Source organism: Variovorax sp. OK212, from assembly GCF_900112425.1.
Lineage (GTDB): Bacteria > Pseudomonadota > Gammaproteobacteria > Burkholderiales > Burkholderiaceae_C > Variovorax.
In genome coordinates this window covers 16,755-35,086 of record NZ_FOLP01000011.1, presented here as the reverse complement: position 1 = coordinate 35,086, position 18,332 = coordinate 16,755, and the positions used below count along the sequence as shown (strand labels likewise).

Below are 18,332 nucleotides of genomic sequence, written 5' to 3'. Positions count from 1 at the left end.
TTCGTACCCAGTAAGCAGTTCGCATGCATTCCTGGAAACGGGGTGCGCATCCCTCGTTCCGACCCCCACCTCCCCCCACGTGTCCATGTCCCAAGCCTCTTCGGTCCAGCCTTTGGCCGGCCTGCGTGTTCTCGACCTCTCCCGCGTGCTGGCCGGGCCAATGTGCGCCATGGCGCTGGCCGACCTCGGCGCGGACGTCATCAAGGTCGAGCACCCCAGCCGCGGCGACGACACGCGCGACTGGGGCGTGCGCGTGGGCACGCGCAACACCTCGTACTTCAACAGCGCCAACCGCAACAAGCGCTCCATCACCATCGACTTGCAGTCCAGCACGGGCGTGGAGATCGCACGCGACCTCGCCGCGCGGTCCGACGTGGTGATCGAGAACTTCAAGGTCGGCGGCGCCGACAAGCTGGGCCTGGGCTACGCGCAGCTCAGCGCCGCGAACCCCGGGCTGGTGTATTGCTCGATCTCGGGCTATTCGCGCATGACCGCGGAAGCCGAGCGGCCCGGCTACGACCTGCTGGTGCAGGGCGAGGCCGGCATCATGGCCATGAACGGCGAGGCCGGCCAGGGCCCGCTGAAGTTCGGCGTGGCGGCGGTCGACATGTTCACCGGCATGTACGCGGGCCAGGCCATTCTTGCGGCGCTGTACGAGCGCCACACCACCCAGCGCGGCCGGCACGTGCAGATGGCGCTGTACGACAGCGGCCTCATGATCACCTCGTACTACGGCATGGAAGCCATGCTGAAGGCCGGCGACCCGCCCAAGTTCGGCAACGCGCACCCATCCATCGTTCCCTACGGCGTGTTCGATGCCGCCGACGGCCCGCTGGTCATCACGGTGGGCAACAACGGCCAGTTCGTGCGCTTCTGCGAACAGGTGCTGGGCAAGCCCGAGTGGGCGGCCGACGAGCGCTTTGCCACCAACACCGCGCGCTCGGCCAACCGCGAAATTCTGCTGCCGCTGGTGCGCGAGGCGCTGCGCGCGTTCGGCCGCCGCGAGCTGCTGGCGAAACTCAGCGACGCGCAGATTCCCTGCGGCGAAGTGCTCGGCATGTACGAGGCACTGAGCTCCGCGCGCACCAGCGACGCCAAGCTGCTGCACCGCTTCGAGGACACCGAGGCCGGCCCGCAGAGCGTGCTTGCACCGCCCTACGTGCTGGACGGCGAACGCGCCCCCGTGCGCAGGGTGCCGCCGCACCTGGGCGAGCACACCGACGAGGTGCTGCGCGAGGTGCTCGCCATGGACGACGAGGCCATTGCCGCGGCACGCGCGCAGCAGGCCATCTGATCACGACTTTTCGAACCCGACTTTCACGCAGACAGACAGACCGACAGACATGACACAAGCTCAATACTCCCGCCGCCAGATGCTGGCCACCGGTGCCGCAGGCGCGCTCTCGACCCTCGGCCTGCCGGCTTTCGCCGCCGACGCCGACGCCGCCTGGCCCGGCAAGATCATCAAGATGGTCGTGGCCTTCCCCGCGGGCGGCCCGACCGACACCGCCGCACGCATCGTGTCGCAGAAGCTGGGCGAACGCCTGGGCGTGTCGATCATGGTCGACAACCGTCCCGGCGCATCGGGCTCCATCGGCACCGCCACCTTCATCAAGCTGCCGGCCGATGGCAACACGCTGTCGATGTTCGGCATGCCCGCGCTGCTGGCGCCGCTGCTGTACGGCAACAACGCCTACGACGTGGAGAAGGACTTCATGTGCGTGGCCACCGTGTACGACCTGCCGATGGCCATCGTCGTCAACCCAACGGTGATGCCGGGCGTGGACTCGGTGCAGACCCTCATCGCGCAGGCCAAGGCCGCCAAGACGCCGCTGAACTACACCAGCTCGGGCGCGGGCAGCTTCGGCCACCTGGCCATGGAACAACTGAAGGACCTGGGCAAGTTCGACATGCAGCACGTGCCGTACCGCGGCAGCGCGCCGGCCGTGACCGACCTGCTCGGCGGCCAGCTCGGCATCATGTTCGCGGACGTGGTCGCGGCGCTGCCGCACATCAAGAGCGGCAAGCTGCGCGCGATCGCCGTCAGCTCGGCCCGTGCCAACGTGCTGCTGCCCGGCGTGAAGACGGTCTCGGCGCAGGGCTTCCCCAACTTCGACTTCGATTCGTGGGGCGGCCTCATCGCGCCGCTGGGCACGCCCGCCAGCGTGGTGACGCGCATCAACAAGGAACTGGCCGACATCCTCTCCAAGGACAAGGAAGTGCAGGAAAAGCTGGTCAACGCTGGCGCCATTGCCGCCTACCAGCCGGCCGAAGCCATGCGCAAGCGCCTCGCGGCCGACCGCGCGCGCTGGACCAAGATCGCCAAGGACAAGAACATCAGCGCGCTCTGAGCGCCCGGGAATGAAGAAGCGGCCAGAGCGATCTGGCCGTTTTTTTTTGCGCGGCCGCTACGCGCGCGGCCGGCCGAACACCGTCACCACGTAGCCGTCGAGGTCGAAGCCTTTTTCACCGGCGATGGCCGCGAGCCGCTCCTCGATGCGCGGGTCGAAGAACTCGTGCACCGCGCCGTCGGCCAACGACACCAGGTGGCCATGGTGCTGCTCGCCGTCGTTGAGCTCGTACACGGCCTTGCCCGCGCCGAGCTGGCTCTTCTTCAGGAGCCCCGCCTGCTCGAACTGCGCCAGCACCCGGTAGACGGTGGCCAGGCCGAAGTCGATGCCCACCATCACCATCTGCCGGTACACCTCTTCGGCGGCCAGGTGGCGCTGCTCGCTGCGCTCGAAGAGCTCGAGCACCTTCATCCGCGGCAGCGTGGCCTTCAGGCCCGTGTGCTTGAGTCTGTCGGCGTGCTCCATGGGGGTCGGTCGCGCAGGAGGAAAGGGAAGGAAACGCTGGGGAGGGTGCGTGGAAAAAATGCATGGCTGGCCGGAGAACCGATGGCTAGCAAAAAACGACCTTGGAGACGTTTGAAGGTCTCGGGTCGCCCCACGATGAAAGCGATGGAAAGGCAGCGAAGCCGCTGCGTCTTTCGATGAACGTATCTTACAACAAATGCAAATACTTCTCATTTGAAAGCGATGCGCGGTGCAAATATTTTTTCGCACCGCCGACGCTGCCGGATTCAGCGTCGACCGGACAAGGCCGGCTTGGCGATCAAGACGTCGTCGATCGCGCCGATGCGTTCGCAGATGAGGCGTTCATCGCCAGGTGCGCGGTAGCGAGCAGATCCAGCATCGGCTCCTTGCGCAGCCGGGTGGCGGTGGCAACGATCGGGGCAACCGAAGCCGCGGGAACGCCCAACTCGCCTCGCAAGGCGGCAAAGCGGGTGTCGGCCTCCTTGCGCAATCCCATGATCCTTTCGATCTCCAGGAGAGGAACCGCCTTGCGCCCTCCGCAGGTGAACTGGTGCAGCCGATGGACGGCGGTGTACGCCTCGGTCTCCGCGGTCATCCAGGCCAGGAAGGCGGGATTGGGGTCTTCTTGCATGGCTTGAACTCCGGTGTCGAAACAGCGCCTCATGTGGCGCCGCTGACTGTCCCGATTCCGCACGCCGGCCGGTGTAGGCCACCGCCATCAGGCCGCGCCAGCCAAGCGCGTACGGCAAGCCGCCTACATCCGGCTGCGCAAACTACTACGCGGTAGCGACATGCAAGTGTGGAGACTCTGCTGTCCCCTCCTGCAACCTACCAAGCCTGTCCCACCCCATGCCTGCTCCAACATCCAGCCCTCCTTCCCTGACGGTACTGGAGGGCTCTTCGCACCCGCTGGGGGCGAGCTTCACCGGCGACGGCGTCAACTTCGCCGTGTTCTCGGCCCATGCCACGAAGGTGCAGGTCTGCATCTTCGACGAGGCCGGAACCACCCAGGTCGGTTGCGTGACGCTACCCGAGTACACCGACGAGATATGGCACGGATTCGTGCCGGGCCTGCAGCCCGGTGCGCGCTACGGCTTGCGCGTGCACGGCCCGTACGAGCCCGAGAAGGGCCATCGCTTCAACCACCACAAGCTGCTGCTCGACCCGTATGCGAAGGCCTACATGGGCGAGCTCAAATGGGGCCCCGAGGTGTTCGGCTACACGGTGGGCCATGCCGACGCCGATCTCAGCTTCGACGAGCGGGACAGCGCGCCCTTCATGCCCAAGTGCGTGGTGGTCGATTCGCGCTTCGAGTGGACGCAGACCGACGCGCTGCGCGTGCCTTGGAAGGAAACCGTCTTCTACGAAACCCACGTGCGCGGCTTCACCATGCGGCACCCCGCGGTGCCGGAGCACTTTCGCGGCACCTTCGCCGGCATGGCGCGCGACGACGTGCTGGCGCCCATCCGCGCGCTGGGCGTGACCAGCGTCGAGCTGCTGCCGGTGCAGATGTTCCTCAACCAGTCGTCCCTGCTCGAGAAGGGCCTGACCAACTTCTGGGGCTACGACACCATCGGCTTCTTCGCGCTCGACCCGCGCTACATGGACGGGCCGCACATCGACGAGTTCAAGCACATGGTCGACCGCTTCCACGCGCACGGGCTCGAGGTGATCCTGGACGTGGTCTACAACCACACGCCCGAGGGCAACGAGCTCGGCCCGACGATCTCGTTCAAGGGCATCGACAACGCCAGCTACTACCGCCTGCTGCCCGATGGCGACGGACCGGGGCCGCGCTACTACATCAACGACACGGGCACCGGCAACACCGTGAACCTGAGCCATCCGCGCGTGCTGCAGATGGTGATGGACAGCCTGCGCTACTGGGTCACCGAGATGCGCGTGGACGGCTTTCGCTTCGACCTGGCGACCATCCTCGCGCGCGAGCCGCACGGCTTCGACGAAGGCGGCGGCTTCCTCAAGAGCTGCCGGCAGGACCCGGTGCTCTCCAGCGTCAAGCTGATCGCCGAGCCCTGGGACATCGGCCCCGGCGGCTACCAGGTCGGCGGCTTCCCGCCCGGCTGGGCCGAGTGGAACGACCAGTTCCGCGACACCGTGCGCGCCTACTGGAAAGGCGACGAAGGCATGGCCGGCAAGCTCGCGCAATGCCTGACCGCGAGCGGCGACCGCTTCAACCAGCGCGGGCGCCGCCCGTGGGCCAGCGTCAACTTCATCAGCGCGCACGACGGCTTCACGCTGGCGGACACCGTGAGCTACAACGACAAGCACAACGAGGCCAACGGCGAGGACAACCGCGACGGCCATTCGGACAACCGCTCGTGGAACTGCGGCGTCGAAGGCCCCACCGACGACGAAGCCGTGCTCGCCCTGCGCGCGCGCCAGCAGCGCAACCTGCTCGCGACGCTGCTGCTGTCGCAAGGCACGCCGATGCTGCTGGCCGGCGACGAGTTCGGCCGCTCGCAGCAGGGCAACAACAACGCGTACTGCCAGGACAACGAGATTTCATGGGTCGACTGGACCGCTGCACAGGGCGAGGCGGCGCAGGCGCTGGCCGGCTTTGCTTCACGGCTGCTGGCGCTGCGCAAGGAACTGCCCGCACTGCGCCGCAGCCGCTTCCTGGCCGGCGCCTACTACGAAGGCATCGGCGCGAAGGACGCCACCTGGTTCACGCCGGCGGGCGAGGAAATGCAGGCGCCGCATTGGGAAGATCCACAGACGCGCTCGTTCGCGCTGCTGCTCGACGGCCGCGCGCCCGTCTCCGCGATTCCGGTCGAAGCGCACGACGCCAGCGTGCTGCTGGTGTTCAACGCCTGGCACGACCCGGTGCCCTTCGTGCTGCCGCCGGCGCCCGCCGGGGCCTGGACGCTGAAGCTCGACACGGCCGACCCGGCGCTGGGCACCGACGAAGCAGCAGGCGTCGGCGACTACCTGGTCACGGGGCGTTCGGTGCTGGTATTCACGAGCAAGTAGGCGCGCCTGTCGCGGCGCCATGAACTCCCTGCCATCCTGAGGGAATCCATCAACCATCCCATTACCATCCACACAGATGGTGATAGGATGGCGCATGCCAGCCAAAAAGCCGCCCGCACCCGTCGCCCCCAAGACCCCCGAGTCCGAGAAGATCACCATCAACATGGGCTTCGTCGACCTGGGAAACATCGACCTGCTGGTGGCGGAAGGCTTCTATTCGAACCGGACCGACTTCATCCGCACCGCCATCCGCACCCACCTGGCGCAGCACGCCGATGTGCTGCGCCAGGCGGTGTCGCGAAAGATGCTGGTGCTGGGGCTGCAGAGCTTTTCGGTCGAAGACCTGGAGGCCGTGCGCGCCGCGGGCGAGACGCTGCAGATCCGCGTTCTCGGCCTCGCCGTCATCGCGCCCGACGTGCCGCCCGCGCTCGCCGCCGCGACCATCGAGTCGCTCACCGTGCTCGGCGCCCTTCACGCGTCGCCGGCCGTCAAGGCCGCCCTGGCGGAGCGCATCCGCTGACCACCCGACAACCCTTGAGGCCCCACATGAATCCACTCTTTGCAGGGCTGATGAAAGAGGCGGCCCACCTCACGCGCAACGGGCGCCTGAGCGAGGCCACCGAAGCGATCCAGCGCGCGTTGCGGGGCGAGGCCGAGCCCCAGCCGGCACCGCCTGCCGCGCCAGCGCCGTCCATGGCCGATGCCGACGTGATCGACATCGAGGCGCGCGTGATCGAGACCGAGCGTGAGACCTCCATGCCGCCCGAGCCCGACGGTGTCGACCAATGGACCAGGGGCACCTTCGCCCACCAGGGCCGCACCCTCGACTACATGCTCTTCGTGCCGGCGCGCCCGGCCGGGCAGCCCGCCACGCCGCGCCCGCTGGTCGTGATGCTGCACGGCTGCACCCAGGACGCCGCGGACTTCGCGGCGGGCACGCGCATGAACGCGCACGCCCGCGCATGCGGCGCGATGGTGCTCTACCCCGAACAGGTACAGCGGGCCAATGCCCAGAAATGCTGGAACTGGTTCAAGACCCAGCATCAGCAACGCGGCCGGGGCGAGCCCGCGCTGCTGGCCGCCCTCACCCTGCACATCGCGGAGCAGCAGCATGCGGACCGCGCGCGCATCTACGTGGCGGGCCTGTCGGCGGGCGGCGCCATGGCGCATGTGCTGGGCCGTTGCTACCCCGACCTGTATGCCGCGGTCGGCGTGCACTCGGGGCTTCCGCACGGGGCGGCGCACGACATGATGAGCGCGCTGACGGCGATGCGGGCGGGCTCGCCCGCATCGCCGTCAGACCCCGCGCCAGACCCCGCATCGGTCTCGCCGCCCGTCATCGTCTTTCATGGCGATGCGGACGCCACCGTTCACGCGAGCAACGGAACGGCCATCCTGGCGGGCGCGCAGCCGGGCGAAGCCGCCGAAGGCCAGTCGCCGGCGGGCCAGCGCTACACACGGACGACATACGCCGCCGCCCCGGGCCAAGGCGATGCCGAGCATTGGCGCCTTCACGGGGCAGGCCACGCATGGTCGGGCGGCAGCGCACAGGGCAGCTACACGGCGCCCGGCGGCATCGACGCGAGCGGCGAAATGATCCGCTTCTTCCTGGCCCACAGCTTGCACCCCTCGGCACAGTGATGACGGGCTGAGTGCCGCGGCGCAGACACGCCGGCGTTCCGGACGCGCCCTGCGCCTACTTCGCTCGCATTCGGATGCGGCCACTCTTCGCAGACGACTCACCCATCGAGGAACTTGCGACATGGCAACCAGCAGCATCCTGGGCGGCGATCTTCCGCCCAACGAACCCAAGGGCACCGGCGTGGACAGCCTGGGCCCGAGCGACTCCAGCGACAGCGGCAGCGACGCCGCGGGCACCGAAGACCGTGCGTCTTCAGAGGGAGGGCTCGAGGAAGCGACGAACGCGGACATCCTCCCCGACCGCGTGGGCGTGTTCCCCGATGCCGCATCGGAAGTGGCCACGTCCCCTGAAGACCCCGAAGCGGCAAGCGCCGCGGACCTGGCGGACACAGACGGCGAGCCCGAAGACGAAGAGAACGACTGATGCCCGCTTGATGTGCGTTCGATGACGCCCTCGGCGGGCCGCAGAATTCACGCATGACCAACCCACCCGATGCCGCGGCCGGCGCGCTTGTGGAACGCCTGCTTGCGTTGCCGCGCCGGTATCGGATGCCGGCCTTGCCGCCCGACCTGGCTGCCGCCGTGCGTACCGGCAACGACGCCACGATCGCCTTCGCACTCGAGGCGGCACGGGTCGCCGTGTCGCAAGGCGCCGCACCCGCGACGAACCTGCGCGAAGCGTTCGAAGCTGCGCTTGCGGCCACCATTCGGCGCGCAATATCACCGGCGCACGGCGATCCCATGTTCCAGGCCGCGGTCTTGCAGTCGCAGGACGCACAGGTCCAGCAATGGCTGGCACTCGAAGCATTCGCCATCAGCGACGCTCGCAATGTGCGCGGCCTGGTGGATGCCTTCGCGCATCCGGGCAAGCTGCACGAGATGCCGCAGGGCCCGGGTCTGGAGGCGCTTGCCGGCCTCCATGCGCTGGCCCGTGCCGGCGATTGGCTCGGGCTCGCCGCCAAGGCCCGGTCCCTCGCGGCCACGCCGGCCGGCGACCCCTCGTTACGTGCCAGCAAGCAAGCGCTTGTCGACAGCGCCCTGCTGCAGCGGCGAGGCCAGGCGCAAGTGCTGGCCGCATCGGAAGCGGTGCGGCGCTACCAGGCCCTGCGTGCGCAGCGCACACCGGCAGCGGGCAGCGACGCCGCCTTGGCGCGCGGCCGGGCCGCCGCCCACGAAGGCGAGCAGGCCGAAGAGGCGGCTGCGCTTGCGATGCAACAGGCAGCAGACTTCCTGAACGCCGGTGCGGACCATGGCCATGCGCCCTACCGCGTGCTGCGCAGCCTTCGCACCCCTCGCGAGTTGACGGACGGCGCCCCGTACGCCAAGGAAGAGTGGGACGTGGCCATCGTGAGAAACATGGGCACCGACGTGAACGAGCTCGTCCTGATGGCCGAAGTCAAGGCGGCGCCCACGGCCGCCACCACCGACCTGTCCCGGCTTGTGCGCGGCCTGGCACAGCTTGCGAACGCGCAGGCAGGTGCCGCCTATGCCTTCGCTTGTGACGAGGGCAACGTGCGACTCAGCGGCAGCTCGCTGCGGGCGCTGCAGCCGAGCGATGAAGCCGTTCCCTCCCAGGTCATCTACCTGTGTTCGGCGCCGGTGGAGCCACGCACGCCGGTGCTCGACGCGTCGAGCAAGACCCTGCTGCTGGCCGACGCTGCGAGCCTGCATTTCGCCGCGGCAATCGGCGCCGGTGCATCGCCGGACGCGGCGTGCCTGGCGCCCGTGTGGGACGCCGTCGCCAGCGAGCCGCGGATGCGCTCGGTGCTGCATCAGTACGACACCGCGCGCCGCGCGCGCGAGATCGTGCTGAACACCGACGATGTGTTGCTCGCCGTAGCGCAACGCCGGGGCAGCACGGCGCCCGCAGGTCAGCTCCCATGAAGATCGCCACTTTCAACGTCAACGGCATCGGCAGCCGGCTCGAACGCCTCCTCGAATGGCTGGCACAGACGAAGCCCGACGTCGCCTGCCTGCAGGAACTCAAGTCGCCGAACGAGAAGCTGCCGCTCGATGCGATCCGAAGCGCCGGCTACGGCGTCGTCGCCCACGGCCAGCGCGCCTGGAATGGCGTCGCCATCCTCGCGCGCGGACGCGAACCCGTGGAGACCGGCCGCGGCCTGCCCGGCATGGAAGCCGATCCGCAGAGCCGGTACATCGAGGCGGTGGTCAACGGCGTGCTGGTCGGCTGCCTCTATCTGCCCAACGGCAATCCGCAACCGGGGCCGAAGTTCGACTACAAGCTCGAATGGTTCAAGGCGTTCAACCGGCATGCGAAGAAGCTTTTTGCAAGCGGCATGCCCGTGGTGCTGGCGGGTGACTACAACGTCGTGCCGACCGATGCCGACATCTACAACCCGGCCTCGTGGCGCGAAGACGCGCTTTTGCAACCCGAGAGCCGCGAGGCGTTCGCGCAGTTGCTGAAGCAGGGCTGGACCGATGCCATTCGCGCCTGCCATCCGGAGCGCGCGCCCTTCACCTTCTGGACGTACTGGCGCAACCGCTATCCACGCGACGCCGGGCTTCGCATCGACCACCTTCTGCTCAACGCCGAACTCGCGCCGATGCTTCGCGCGGCCGGTGTCGACCGCGACGTGCGGGGGCGCACCGGCGCGAGCGACCATGCGCCGGCCTGGATCGAACTCGACGTTCCTTGAGCGTCCGCGTCCGCCGCAGCAGCGACGCGCCCAACGCCGCGCGCGTCAACGGCGCCGATGCCCAAGCCGGCCGGCACGGTCTTTCTGCAATGCTTTCAAGGTCACCAGCTTCTCGCCGCAGTCGGCCGTCGTGGCCACGACGAGCAGCGGATTGCGCCGGCGCGCCTCGATCGACTTTTCTGCCTTCTCGAGGTCCTTGTCACCCGCGACGAGACCCGCGGCAACGGCCGCCTTGGACTGCTTGTAGAACTGCTTTTCGTAACCCGGGGTGCCGCATCGCGCCGCGATCACGCGGTAGTCCGCTTCCTGCTGCAGCGCGGCTTCGTCGGCCATGCTGCGGTCCTGCCCGGCATCGCAGACCTGCCAGGCCAGCACCAGCGCCATTGCCGTGGCCCACAGCGGCGCCCTTCGAATCCCGGGCGAATCAGCCCTGCCAGAACAGCCGCGGACGACGGTGGAATCGGACATCTTGGAACTCCCGAACACAACGGCAACCGGGGCGGTGCCATGGTGTGGGCCATGCCATCTTCGCCCCGATCCGTTACCGGAATATCGGACACGGCCGCGACATTTTGTAAGTGCTTCGAAGGGGTCGCTTACGCAAGCATTCAGAAAACGTTCAGGTCGGCCAAGCACAGTTCCGGGCATGACCACGCCGAACAAGCCGCAGAAAAATCCGGGCGACCACCGGGGTGCCTTGCTCGGACCGAAGCGCGCTCAAGCTTCCAGGCAAGGCGACCAGTTCATTCAATTGCGTCCCTCGTTGCAGGCACGAGAACTCATCGTGCTGAATGCCGTGTCGACGCTCCCGACCGAATGCCACACCCCCACGGCCGCCGTGCTCGAACTGATGCGCAGGGACCTCGGCATTCCTTATTCGACGCTGGCGGCCATCATCCGGCGGCTGGAGCGAAAAGGCGCGCTCCGCCTGGGGCGCGTCAAGCCCTTGCCCTGACATCGCCCTTCACGGGCACGCCGCGCGTCAGTTGACCGGCAGTTCGGCGCTGCGGATCAGGTGCCCCCACTTCTGCTTCTCGGCCGCGCCGAAGGCCTTGAGCTCCTCGCCCGACTTGACCACGGGGTCGATGCCCAGCCCCAGCAAGCGCTCGCGCACCGCCTCTTTGCCCAGCACCTTGGCCAGCGCGGCCGACAGCACCCGCGTCGTTTCGGCCGGCACGCCCTTCGGCGCGTACACCACCGTCCAGCCGAAAAGCTCGTAGCCCGCAACACCCTGCTCCGCCACCGACTTGACGCCCGGCAGCAGGTTGCTGGCATGCGCCGCGGTGATGCCGAGCGCCTTCACCTGCTTCGCCTGTATCGCGCCCCGCAGCGAGGTGATGGTGTCGACCATGAACTCCAGCTGGCCGCCGATGACGGCCGTGACCGCCTCGCCGCTGCCCTTGAAGTCCACCGGGAACATCGTCACGCCCGCGTCTCGCTTCAGCGATTCGTACGCCAGCCGGCTGGTGGTGGTCGAGACGGCAATGTCGAGCTTCTCGGGCCGCGCCTTCGCCGCCTGGATCAGGCCCTGGACATCGTTGATCTTGCTGCCGGCATTCGCCACGAAGACCAGCGGCAGGATGCCGATCATGCCCACGGGCTCGAAGTCTCCGGGCTCGTAGCCGGGCCGCGAGTACAGGAAGAAGTTGGCCGCGTTCGTGGCGTTGGTGCCGACGAACAGCGTGTAGCCGTCCGCCGCCGAGCGCGCCGCGAGCTGGGCGCCGATGTTGCCGCCCGCACCGGCACGGTTCTCCACGTAGACGGGCTGGTTCAACTCCTTGCCGAGCGCGTCGGCCACATAGCGCGCGGCGATGTCGGTGCCCTGCCCGGCCGCGTACGGCACGATCATTCGGATCGATTTGCTCGGGTAGGTTTCGGCATGGGCCCACAGCGCGGTGCTGCCGAGCACGGCGAGGCAAAGAAGGCGCGGGACAAGTCGCGAAAGAAGGCGGCGAAGGGTGTTCATGGTGGCGTCCGGTTCAGGCTTCAGGCGGTGGCGTCGGCTGGCACGGCGGCGGCGCGGGGGACGGAGACGACGCCCTCGTCCAGCAGGCCCTGGATGGCGGGCGCGGGCATTCCCATCTCGCGCAGGATCTCGACGGTGTGCTCGCCGCACAACGGCGGCGGCCGCCGCTGCGCGCCGCGCTCGCCGTCGAAGCGCAGCGGCTGCGCCACGCCTTTGAGCTGGCCGAACAGCGGGTGCTCGTGGCGCATCAGCATGCCCGACGCCTCGAAGTGCGGGTGCGCCGACATCTCGCCCAGGTTGTGCACCGCGGAACACGGAATGCCGGCCGCGTCGAGCAGCGGTATCCAGTGGGCGCGCTCGTGCGTGCTCAACGCCTGGCGCACCAGCGCCTCGGTTTCGGCGCGCCGCTTCACGCGCTCGGCGTTGGTGGCCAGCACGCGCAGCGCGAAGTTGTTGTCCAGGCCGGTGATGGCGCAGAACTTGGCCCACAGCACATCGTTCGCCACACCGACGATCAGCAGCTTGTCGGCCGTCTCGAATGCGCCGTAGGGGCACAGCGACGCATGGCCCACGCCGGCCTTCACCGGCTCGCGGCCCGTCTCCCAGTAGTTCTGGAGAAAGTAGCCCAGGAAGGCGGCGGACGTGTCGAACAACGACGCCTCGACCGTGCCGCCCACGCCGGTCGTGCTGCGGCGCAGCAAGGCGGCCAGGATGCCGATCAGCGCATGCAGGCCGGTGCCCTGGTCCACCGGAGAGAAGGGGCTGCGCATCGGCGGGCTGTTCGCATCGCCGGTGATCGACAGCATGCCGCTGAAGGCCTGCAGGATCAGGTCGTAGCCCTTGCCCTCGCGCATCGGCCCGACCGAACCGAAACCCGAGATCGCGCAATACACCAGGCGCGGATTGATCGCGCGCAGCGCGGCGGCATCCACGCCCAGCCGCGCGGCCACACCCGGCGCGAAGCTCTCGATCACCACGTCCGCGTTCGCGGCCAGCTTGTGGACGACTTCGCGGCCGGCGTCGCTCTTCAGGTCGAGCGCGATGCTGCGCTTGTTGCGGTTGGCGCTGAGGAAGGGGCCCGACACGCGATGTCCTTCGGCGCCCGCGCGAAACTCCGGCCACGAGCGCGTGTCGTCGCCCGCGCCGGTCGTCTCGACCTTGATCACATCGGCCCCCATGTCGCCGAGGTACTGGGCGCACAACGGGCCCGCAAGCACGCGTGAAAGATCGAGAACCCGGGTACCGGCGAGCGGCCCCTGCACATGTGCATCGCGAGGAGAAATCGTCATGCAAGGGATTCTGGATATCTCGCGATGACTCGTAAAATTAATTTTCCAGGCCGACCCATTAAGAATATTCATGCACGTCTCCGACCACGCCTTGCGCTGCTTCCTGGCCCTTGCGGAGACGGGTCAATTCACCGCGGCGGCGGAACGTTGCCACCTGACCCAGTCGGCGTTGAGCCAGATGATTTCGCGGCTGGAAGAGCGTGTGGGCGTACGGCTTTTCGACCGGGGCAACCGCTCGGCCACGCTCACCGACGCGGGCCGCCGCTTCGTGGTGAGCGCCCGGCGCATCGCGCTCGAACTCGACCATGCGCTCGAAGACCTGCGCGACGTGGCCAACCTGCGAACAGGCCATGTGTCGATGGCCGTGGTGCCCTCGCTCGCGGGCACGTGGCTGCCCGGCGTGCTGCATGACTTTCGCGGGCAGTACCCGGGCGTGGGCGTGCAGCTTCACGACGTGTCCTCCGTGCGCTGCAACGAGCTCGTGCAGCAAGGCGTGGTCGACATCGCGCTCAACTCCTTGCCCGGCCGCCCCGGTGAGCTGCAGGCGCGCCATCTCTTCGATGAACCGATGTACGTGGTGTGCGCGCTCGATCACGCCCTGGCCAAGCGCAGGAGCCTGTCGCTGCAGGCCCTGCGCGGTGCACGCCTGCTGCAGCTCAACGGCATGAGCGGCATGCTGGTGCGCACCGCCAATGGCTTGGAGATGGCGCAGCAGGTGCTGCTCAAGGCGGGCGTGGTGAACACCGGGCTCGAGGTGAACAACCTCTCCACGCTGGCCGGGCTGGTGGCGGCCGGCTTCGGCGTCTGCCTGTCGCCGGAAGCCTCACTGCCCCAGTTCAGCCTGCTGCCGACCGTGGCCGTGCGGCTTCAGTCGCACAGCATGGTGCGGCCGATCTACTGCACGCACCGCAAGAGCCGCGAGCTGAGCCCGGCCGCGGTGGCGTTCTGCGACATCCTGTTCAGCCACCCGATGCCGGGCCAGCGTCACTGAAGGCCACTGAGCGCGGCGCCTTGCAGGAAAGCTAGAGCGCGATCCGTCCGTGCGGGTGGGTGCTGCTCACGCCGCCATCGACCGCATACCACTGGCCCGTGACGAACGAACTGTCGTCGCTCGCCAAGAACGCGGCCATGGCCGCAATCTCCTCGGGCCGGCCGGCGCGCTTCATCGGCGTCATGTGGCCGATGCGCGCTTCCACGCCGCGCTCGCGCGCCTGCTCGAACACCTTGCGCGTCATCTGCGTCTCGACCAGGCCCGGCAGGATCGCGTTCACACGCACGCCGGTGCCGCTGAAGGCGTTGGCCGAGGTCTGCACCAGGCTGTTGACAGCCGCCTTGCTCGCGCTGTACGAGATGGCGCCCGCATTGGCCCTCAGCGATGCGGCCGACGAGGTGAGGATGATCGAGCCGCTGCCCTGCGCCGTCATGTGGCGCCCCGCATGTTTCACCGCAAGAAAGCAGCTGAGCGTGTTGACGCGCCAGACCTCGTTCCACTCGTCCACGCTCTGCTCGAGCAACGGTGTGTTGGTGCCGGGCGTGGCGGCGTTGGCGAAGAACACCTCGAGCCCGCCGAAGGCGGCGACGCAACGCGCCACCATGGCCTCGACATTGGCCTCGACCGTGGCGTCGACCACCATCGCTTCGGCGCGCCCGCCTGCCGCGCGCACCAGCGCCGCGGTCTCTTCGGTATTGCCGCTGCTGCGCCCGACCACCAGCACCGCGGCGCCCTCCTGCGCAAAGCGCAGCGCGCTCGCGCGGCCGATGCCGCTGCCCGCGCCGGTGATCACCGCGCGCCTGCCTTCGAGTCTGTTCATGGCCACCTCTTCGAATTGAATGAACGAATGCGTGCCGGCAAAGAGCTTCAGCGCGTGGCGATGGTCCAGCCGCCGTCGGCCACGATCTCCGCGCCTTGCACGTACCGGCTGTCGTCGCTCGCCAGGAAGGCCGCGACCGACGCGATCTCGCCCGGCTCGCCGAAGCGACCGAGCGGCATGGCCGACAGGCGCGCCGCCACGGTGGCCTCGTCGAACTGCGCCACCGACGCGGGCGTGCCCACCATGCCCGGCACGATCGCGTTCACACGAATGCCGTGCGGGCTGAGTTCGACGGCAGACGCCCGCGTCAGGCCCAGCACGCCGGCCTTCATGGCGGCATAGGCGATGGAGTGCGTCAGCGCCTGCAGCGCCGACGTGGAGCTGAGGTTGACGATGGCACCACCGCCGCGCCGCTTCATCTGCGGCGCCACGGCCTGCGTGGTCCAGATCAGGCCCTTCAGGCCGACGTCGAACATGCGGCCGACGCTCTCCTCGTCCACATCGGCCAGCGGCTGGAAGCGCGCCCACACCGCGTTGTTGACGAGCACGCCGACCGGCGCGCCGAAGTCGCGTTCGACGGCTTCGAATGCCGCGGCAACCGACTCCCTGCGGCCCACGTCGGCCGTGTAGCCCCGCACTTCGGCGCCCGACTCGCGCAGCTTCTCCACGGCCGTGTCGAGCCGCGCGGCGCCGACGTCAAGGCACGCGATGCGCCCGCCTTCCGCGGCGAAACGCTCGGCTATCGCAAGCCCGATGCCGCGCGCGGCGCCGGTCACCACGCAGACAGTGCCCAGGAGGCGGCGCGCTACCGGCACGGCAGGTTCCGTCATTGCGCCTGTGCTCCGGCTTGCAGCATCGCGCCGCTGTCGCGCAGGGCCGCGATGTCGGCCGCCGCTACGCCCCATTCCGCGAGCACTTCGCCACTGTGCTGCCCGCTCGCGGGCGCTGGCCGGCGCAAGGTCGACGGCGTGCGCGTGAAGCGCGGCGCGGGGCTGGCGTGTCGCACGCCGTCGAAGCGCGTGAAGACCTCTCGCGACTGCATGTGCGCGTGCGCGGGGGCCTCGTCGAGGTCCAGCACGGGCGAGAAGCAGGCATCGCGTCCGCGCATGACCTCCATCCATTCGTCGCGCGAGCGTGTCTTGAAGACCCGGGCGAAACGTTCGCGCATCGCGGGCCAATGGGTGCGGTCGTTCTGCGCGAGAAGTTGCGTCGCGTCGAGGTCCATGCCCGCAAGTAATGCCCGGTAGAAACGCTCCTCGATGGCGCCCACCGCAATGTATTTGCCGTCGCGCGTCTCGTAAGTGCCGTAGTACGGCGCGCCGCCGTCGACGACGTTCTCTCCGCGATCGGCCGTCCACTCGCCCATCTGGCGGAACGCAGAGAAGGCCGACATCAGGTTCGCGAGTCCGTCGACCATCGCGGCATCGACGACCTGCCCCTGGCCCGAACGCCGCGCCTCGGTGAGCGCCGCGAGCACGCCCACGGCCAGGTACATGGCGCCACCGCCAAGGTCGGCCGCAAGGTTCAGCGGCGGCACCGGCGGCCTGCCCTTCTCGCCGATGCAATGCAGCGCACCGCTGAGCGCGAGGTAGTTGATGTCGTGGCCGACCTCCTGCGCCAGCGGCCCTTGCTGGCCCCAGCCGGTCATGCGGCCGTAGACGAGCCGGGGATTCACGGCAAGGCATGGCTCGGGCCCAAGACCGAGCCGTTCGGCCACGCCAGGGCGAAAGCCTTCGATCAGGATGTCGGCGTGCCGCGCCAGTTGCAACGCGGCTTCCACGGCCGGCCGGGCCTTCAGGTCGAGCGCCACCGAGCGCTTGTTCCGGTTGTAGAAGTCGAACTGCGGCGGCACCGGTGTGCCGAGGTCGATGGCGGTGGCGCGGTCGATGCGCACCACATCGGCGCCCATGTCGGCCAGCAATGCACCGCAGAACGGCGCAGGGCCGATGGCTGGCAGCTCCAGCACGCGAACTCCGCTGAGCGGTCCCGACATCGCAGCTCCTTCGAATTGATTCACTACCGTACCAAATCGATTATGAAGACGGCGAAGACCGGAGGTCAACCGCTTCGCATCGGCTTGTGTTCGGTGTTTTCCATTATTCGTATGGTAGTGAACGGTCTATATGCTGACGATGATGAAAGCAGCTGTTCTTCGAGAGCGAGGCCGAGACGGTCTTTGCGTGCGCGACGTTCCCGTGCCGGTGCGCCGCGCCGGCGAGGTGCTGCTGCGTGTGCACGCCGCGGCCTTGAACCGCGTCGACCTGTACATGCGCGACAACGGCAGCGGCATCACGCACAGCCTGCCGCAGACGCTGGGCGTCGAGGCCGCGGGCGTGGTCGTGGAAGCCGACGCCGACAGCGGGCTCGTGCCCGGGCAGAAGGCCGTCATCTACTCGAACGCCTTCTGCGGCCAGTGCCGCTACTGCCTGGCCGGCGACCAGCCGCTGTGCCTGCGCGCGCACATCATGGGCGAGCACCGCGACGGCGGGTTCGCCGAGTACGTGGCAATGCCCGCGCGCTGCGTGCTGCCGCTGCCGGACCACGTCGACCTGGCGGAGGCCGGCGCCTTGCTGGCCGCATACCTGACGGCCTGGCGGATGCTGTTCGGCAAGCGCGCGCTGCGCCCCGGCGAAACCGTGCTGGTGGCCGGCGTGGGCGGCGGCGTGGCCGTGGCCTGCCTGCAACTCGCGGTGCACGCGGGCGCGCGGGTGCTGGTGACATCGTCGAGCGACCAGAAGCTGGCGCGCGCGCAAGCATTGGGCGCCAGCGGCGCCATCAATTACCGGCGCGAGAAGGTCGCCAAACGCGTGCTGGAGATGACCGGCGGCGAAGGCGTCGACATGGTCATCGACAGCTCCGGCGCCGCGAGCTGGGACGACTCCTTGCGTTCGCTGCGCCGCGGCGGCCGCCTCGTGACCTGCGGCGCGACCACGGGGTCCAACCCCCCGGCGGATCTGCAGCGCATCTTCATCCGTCAGCTCGAGGTGTACGGCTCCACGGGCGGCAGTGTCGAGGAATGCCGGCAGCTGATTGCGCTGTTCGCCAGCGGGGCGGTGCGCCCGGTGATCGACCGCCGCTTTGCGCTCGACGACATCCGGTCGGCATTCGACGCGCTGTCCGACGGCAGCCAGTTCGGCAAGCTCGTCGTCACGATGGCCTGA

General features: G+C 68.6%; 19 protein-coding genes. 11 read left to right on the top strand and 8 right to left on the bottom strand.

What is annotated here, in order from left to right; all coding sequences use genetic code 11:
• Positions 1-85: 85 nt before the first annotated feature.
• Positions 86-1,294 carry a CaiB/BaiF CoA transferase family protein gene (locus BM004_RS26350; protein WP_093218010.1) on the top strand — a complete coding sequence of 403 codons (1,209 nt, stop codon included), beginning with the start codon at positions 86-88 and terminating at the stop codon, positions 1,292-1,294.
• Between the two features lie 49 nt (positions 1,295-1,343).
• On the top strand, positions 1,344-2,351 hold the full coding sequence (locus BM004_RS26345; RefSeq protein WP_093129283.1) for a Bug family tripartite tricarboxylate transporter substrate binding protein: 1,008 nt from the start codon (positions 1,344-1,346) through the stop codon (positions 2,349-2,351).
• Positions 2,352-2,408: 57 nt separating this feature from the next.
• Here BM004_RS26345 and BM004_RS26340 read toward each other — a convergent pair whose 3' ends face one another.
• Both BM004_RS26340 and BM004_RS26335 read right to left on the bottom strand, forming a co-directional pair.
• Positions 2,409-2,816, bottom strand: a complete 408-nt coding sequence (locus tag BM004_RS26340) for a ferric uptake regulation protein (protein WP_093218008.1) — start codon at positions 2,814-2,816, stop codon at positions 2,409-2,411.
• 298 nt (positions 2,817-3,114) lie between these two features.
• Positions 3,115-3,447: a hypothetical protein gene (locus BM004_RS26335; protein WP_093218007.1), complete on the bottom strand. Its 333-nt coding sequence runs from the start codon at positions 3,445-3,447 to the stop codon at positions 3,115-3,117.
• Positions 3,448-3,665: 218 nt separating this feature from the next.
• Between BM004_RS26335 and glgX the strand changes: the two genes are divergently transcribed.
• The 6 genes from glgX to BM004_RS26305 all read left to right on the top strand — a co-directional run bounded on the left by glgX (position 3,666) and on the right by BM004_RS26305 (position 10,105).
• Positions 3,666-5,807, top strand: coding sequence for a glycogen debranching protein GlgX (glgX, locus tag BM004_RS26330; RefSeq protein WP_093129280.1), 2,142 nt, complete (start codon positions 3,666-3,668; stop codon positions 5,805-5,807).
• 94 nt (positions 5,808-5,901) lie between these two features.
• Entirely contained in the window at positions 5,902-6,327 is a 426-nt protein-coding gene (locus BM004_RS26325) for a CopG family transcriptional regulator (protein WP_093218005.1), read from the top strand.
• A 26-nt stretch (positions 6,328-6,353) separates the two neighbouring features.
• The gene (locus BM004_RS26320; protein ID WP_093218004.1) at positions 6,354-7,448 is read left to right on the top strand and encodes an extracellular catalytic domain type 1 short-chain-length polyhydroxyalkanoate depolymerase; all 1,095 of its coding nucleotides are present in this window, start codon (positions 6,354-6,356) and stop codon (positions 7,446-7,448) included.
• Between the two features lie 121 nt (positions 7,449-7,569).
• Positions 7,570-7,872 (top strand): hypothetical protein, encoded by a 303-nt coding sequence (locus tag BM004_RS26315; protein WP_093129277.1) that lies wholly within the window; start codon positions 7,570-7,572, stop codon positions 7,870-7,872.
• A 53-nt stretch (positions 7,873-7,925) separates the two neighbouring features.
• The gene (locus BM004_RS26310; protein ID WP_093218002.1) at positions 7,926-9,332 is read left to right on the top strand and encodes a hypothetical protein; all 1,407 of its coding nucleotides are present in this window, start codon (positions 7,926-7,928) and stop codon (positions 9,330-9,332) included.
• Positions 9,329-10,105, top strand: coding sequence for an exodeoxyribonuclease III (locus BM004_RS26305; RefSeq protein WP_093218001.1), 777 nt, complete (start codon positions 9,329-9,331; stop codon positions 10,103-10,105). Before BM004_RS26310 ends, BM004_RS26305 begins: the two co-directional genes overlap by 4 nt.
• A gap of 45 nt (positions 10,106-10,150) precedes the next feature.
• Here BM004_RS26305 and BM004_RS26300 read toward each other — a convergent pair whose 3' ends face one another.
• Complete coding sequence (locus BM004_RS26300) at positions 10,151-10,573, bottom strand: hypothetical protein (RefSeq protein WP_143072518.1); 423 nt, start codon at positions 10,571-10,573, stop codon at positions 10,151-10,153.
• Between the two features lie 178 nt (positions 10,574-10,751).
• On the opposite strand from BM004_RS26300, the gene BM004_RS40830 reads away from it, so the two are divergent.
• On the top strand, positions 10,752-11,060 hold the full coding sequence (locus BM004_RS40830; protein WP_143072517.1) for a BlaI/MecI/CopY family transcriptional regulator: 309 nt from the start codon (positions 10,752-10,754) through the stop codon (positions 11,058-11,060).
• A gap of 27 nt (positions 11,061-11,087) precedes the next feature.
• Here the strand turns inward: BM004_RS40830 and BM004_RS26290 are convergent, their stop codons facing one another.
• Positions 11,088-12,071 carry a Bug family tripartite tricarboxylate transporter substrate binding protein gene (locus BM004_RS26290; protein ID WP_093217998.1) on the bottom strand — a complete coding sequence of 328 codons (984 nt, stop codon included), beginning with the start codon at positions 12,069-12,071 and terminating at the stop codon, positions 11,088-11,090.
• 20 nt (positions 12,072-12,091) lie between these two features.
• A complete protein-coding gene (locus tag BM004_RS26285) occupies positions 12,092-13,360 on the bottom strand; it encodes a CaiB/BaiF CoA transferase family protein (RefSeq protein ID WP_093217996.1) in 1,269 nt (422 codons plus the stop codon).
• Between the two features lie 70 nt (positions 13,361-13,430).
• On the opposite strand from BM004_RS26285, the gene BM004_RS26280 reads away from it, so the two are divergent.
• Positions 13,431-14,351 carry a LysR family transcriptional regulator gene (locus BM004_RS26280; protein ID WP_093217995.1) on the top strand — a complete coding sequence of 307 codons (921 nt, stop codon included), beginning with the start codon at positions 13,431-13,433 and terminating at the stop codon, positions 14,349-14,351.
• A 31-nt stretch (positions 14,352-14,382) separates the two neighbouring features.
• Here the strand turns inward: BM004_RS26280 and BM004_RS26275 are convergent, their stop codons facing one another.
• Genes BM004_RS26275 through BM004_RS26265 form a run of 3 tightly spaced genes read right to left on the bottom strand, consistent with a single transcriptional unit; the run spans position 14,383 to position 17,164 of the window.
• Positions 14,383-15,171, bottom strand: a complete 789-nt coding sequence (locus BM004_RS26275) for an SDR family NAD(P)-dependent oxidoreductase (RefSeq protein ID WP_093217993.1) — start codon at positions 15,169-15,171, stop codon at positions 14,383-14,385.
• A gap of 47 nt (positions 15,172-15,218) precedes the next feature.
• Entirely contained in the window at positions 15,219-16,001 is a 783-nt protein-coding gene (locus BM004_RS26270) for an SDR family NAD(P)-dependent oxidoreductase (protein WP_177206611.1), read from the bottom strand.
• A complete protein-coding gene (locus BM004_RS26265) occupies positions 15,998-17,164 on the bottom strand; it encodes a CaiB/BaiF CoA transferase family protein (protein ID WP_093217990.1) in 1,167 nt (388 codons plus the stop codon). Before BM004_RS26265 ends, BM004_RS26270 begins: the two co-directional genes overlap by 4 nt.
• A 187-nt stretch (positions 17,165-17,351) precedes the next feature.
• Between BM004_RS26265 and BM004_RS26260 the strand changes: the two genes are divergently transcribed.
• Complete coding sequence (locus tag BM004_RS26260) at positions 17,352-18,332, top strand: zinc-binding dehydrogenase (RefSeq protein WP_256220054.1); 981 nt, start codon at positions 17,352-17,354, stop codon at positions 18,330-18,332.